Origin of the sequence: Allobosea sp. Tri-44, from assembly GCF_004123845.1 — a bacterium.
Lineage (GTDB): Bacteria > Pseudomonadota > Alphaproteobacteria > Rhizobiales > Beijerinckiaceae > Allobosea.
This window is the reverse complement of sequence record NZ_NBDP01000002.1, coordinates 1-3024: the sequence shown is the minus strand read 5'-3', so window position 1 is coordinate 3024 and position 3024 is coordinate 1. Positions and strand designations below refer to the sequence as shown.

2 protein-coding genes and 1 pseudogene are annotated in these 3024 nt (G+C 65.2%); 1 reads left to right on the top strand and 2 read right to left on the bottom strand.

The genetic code is table 11. The features are described from left to right. On the top strand, positions 1-2178 hold a 2178-nt coding region (locus B6S44_RS00020), incomplete at its 5' end, for a relaxase/mobilization nuclease domain-containing protein (RefSeq protein WP_129154768.1). Positions 2179-2181: 3 nt separating this feature from the next. Here the strand turns inward: B6S44_RS00020 and B6S44_RS29740 are convergent. Both B6S44_RS29740 and B6S44_RS00010 read right to left on the bottom strand, forming a co-directional pair. After that, complete coding sequence (locus tag B6S44_RS29740; RefSeq protein WP_248309373.1) at positions 2182-2520, bottom strand: helix-turn-helix domain-containing protein; 339 nt, start codon at positions 2518-2520, stop codon at positions 2182-2184. A 197-nt stretch (positions 2521-2717) separates the two neighbouring features. After that, positions 2718-3024 (bottom strand): annotated as a pseudogene (locus tag B6S44_RS00010) (transglutaminase family protein); the annotation flags it as partial.

The following is a 3024-nucleotide window of genomic DNA, read 5'->3' as shown; positions in this document are numbered from 1 at the left end:
CCCGCGATGCCCCCCGCCCATAACCTCATCCGAGGGGAGGCGATCGCAGGCGGGGTGGATGCGGGGCGCCAGAGGGAGCTTCCCCCCGGGCCGAAAGGCCGCGGCAGCGGTCCGGCCGGGGCGCGCCGTGTTGGTGCCCCTGGACTAATTGCCGGCGGCCTCGCCGGCGGGGGGGACGCTGTCGGCCGGGCCCGGATGCTCGCGGCTGGCTATCAGCCTGCGGTCGTCAAGGTGGTGTCCTATGCCAGTGGCGTCGCCCGCGCGACGGCCACCGGCCAGTACGTGCTGCGCGAAGATGTTCCGCTCGCGACCCATGACGGACGGATGCTGGCGGATCGGGAGGCGGTCGCTGACGAAATCAAGGCCTGGGCGGTGGGCTTTTCGAAGCGCGCTGAGAGCCAGGATGTTGGAACGGTGCGCCTGACGCTCCGCGACGCTCCCGCCAGCCCGGGCGGCAGGGCGACCTATGAAAAGGCGGTCGCTGCGGCCTTCGAAGGCCATCGTTTCGCCTATCGGTTCGATACTACTTCCGAAGGGATGCTGGAAGCGCGTGTGGTCCTCACGATGGCCGGCGCCGCGAAGGAGCGGTTTCGCTCTCGGATGGTGGAGGGCGGAGCGCCAACGAGGGGACAACGACAATTCGATCGGGCGTCGGAAGCGAAGATCAAGGACAGGATCGCTGCTGCGACGGCTATTCCGGCGGATCGGGTCGGCGTCGTTTTGGACGCGACCGGGCATGGCCGTGACGGGGTGACCCATCAGTTGCACGGCTTGATCGCGAAGGGGCCGGCGGTGGACGACCGTAATAGAACGCTCGCCAACGTCGCAGACGTCAAAACTGCCACGCGGGACTGGGGGCCGTCGCTGCGTTCGCAATCCACGCGCGATACCATGCATGTGATCCTCTCGGCCAAGGCGGGCACTGATGTGGAGGCATTGCAACGCGCCGCCCGGTCTTTCCTGCAGGACCGCTTCGCCGACCACAAATTCATATTCGGCGTCCATACCGACAAAGAAGCGGAGGGGCACATTCATGCCCATGCCGTTATCACGGTGAAGAGCGAATCCGGCCAGAAACTGCATCCGAGCCGCGACACCTTTCGTGAGTGGCGCCAGGCCTATGCCGAGCATGCGCAGGCCGAGGGCCTGAAGATCGTGGCGACGGGCGCGGGGGAGCGCGCCTCCTCGCAGAGTTATGGCCCGAGGGACAAGGCGATCGTCGAGGTAGCTGATCGACCACGGCCCGAGCGCGCGGCGGGGGATCGTACCTATGCCGCGGATCCGGCAAACCGGCGGATGATCGATAACGCTCGCCAACGCATCGCCGTGGCGCGGGCCAATCCGATTAGGATGGCCGTATCGGACTCCGAACTCCGCGTGGTGAATGACAGCATGCGTGCTTGGCGGGCCCTTCTCGGAGAACAGCCTGATAACGGGATCGCCAAGGAGATGCTTGAGCGTCTGACTTTTGCGCAGACACTCGGAGGCATTCTCAACACGATCGCGCAACGCGTGGAACATCTGACAAGGGAGGGATCCAATATGGCCGGGACGTCCGAACAAATGGCAAGGGATCTGCGCCTGATGAACGAGGCCGTCTCACGTACCAGTGACCTGCTCGACGGCGTGACGAAGCAGCAGTTCCGGGAGGCGTCGGCGCGCTATCTGGAGACCTTAGCCAATCGGCTCGATCTGCAGCGCGTCTCTGAGCGTGGCGTGCAGCAGATGAGCCGCGCCGAGGTCGAGGTGATCGTCGGTGCCAATGCCGACCGGCTGATCCAGCGGGCGAATAGTGTTCAGGCGAAGGAGGCGCGGGAAGCACAGGCGGCTGCCAGACTGGCAGATCGCGCTGTCGAAACGGAACGGCAAACCGAGGCGACAGCCGGCCTGGATCCAGCGTACCGGCGTGACCTCGCGGCCACACGGGATGTCGTGAGGGGAGCGGAGCGCTCCGCTGCCCAGGAAGCGCGTGAGGCAAGAGCCGCGACCGAAGCGGCGCGCTCATTGGCGCGGCATGCGGGAGAGCGGCTCTCGGTCGCAGTGGCTCAGACCGATGCGCTCGCGCAATTGCGCATCGAACAGGAGCGTGTCATCCGCGAGATCGAGGCGAGTGAACGCGCCGAGTCCCAATCGCAAACGGGGCAGCGGATGGGCGAAGGACGGAGAGGGCGCTCCTGAACGCTATCGGATAATCATCTCGCGCAGGGCAATCGCGATCGCATGCGCCTTCGTGACAGCGCCGAGCTTTTCGCGCGCGGACAGAATATGTTTGGTCACCGTCGGCTTCGAAATGCCGAGGATGATAGAGATCTCCCAGTCGGTTTTGCCTCCGGCCGCCCAGAGCAGGCAGTCATACTCGCTGGCCGAGATGCGCCGGCGTGCACGACCAACGTTGAACCGGCGCTGGAGCAAGGTGCCGAGCGCATAGCTTAGTGCGAAGCCTAGCAGCGATTGGTCATCGGGGCTTGGATCAAGGCGATTTGCGGCGACCGCCCGTTGCGCTCTTACACGCGTAAGCACGCCGCGGCCTTCAAGGATGTGCTGGAACGGCTGCCCGCCTCGGCTGACTGGTTTCAGGCGACCTATCCGCGCGATGCTCGAAGAGACTTGACCTCGACCGCCCCGTGCCGACACGTGAGCGTCCTGAAGTCCACAAAGAAGCCGACCCGCCTTCCGGCAGCCCGTCCGATTTATTCGGCTGGGGATAGTCAGACCTTTCAGGAAGAGGCTCCCGAGGCGATTACCTCCTCGGTGAGGATATCGAACCGCTGAAGTCCGTGCGGACCGTAGGTGTGGATCATCGGGATATCCGCGGCGTCGCGGCCTCTTGCGACCAGCACGCGACCGATGCGCGGCATGTTGTGGCGGGCATCGAAGATGTACCACCTGCCCCCGAGATAGGCCTCGAACCAGGCGTTGTAATCCATCGGGGCCGGAACACGGGGCACGCCGATGTTCACGAGGAAGCCGTTGGCGGACCACGCCGGGGTGTTCTCGGCGAGGAAAGGGGTGAAGGCGAGATGG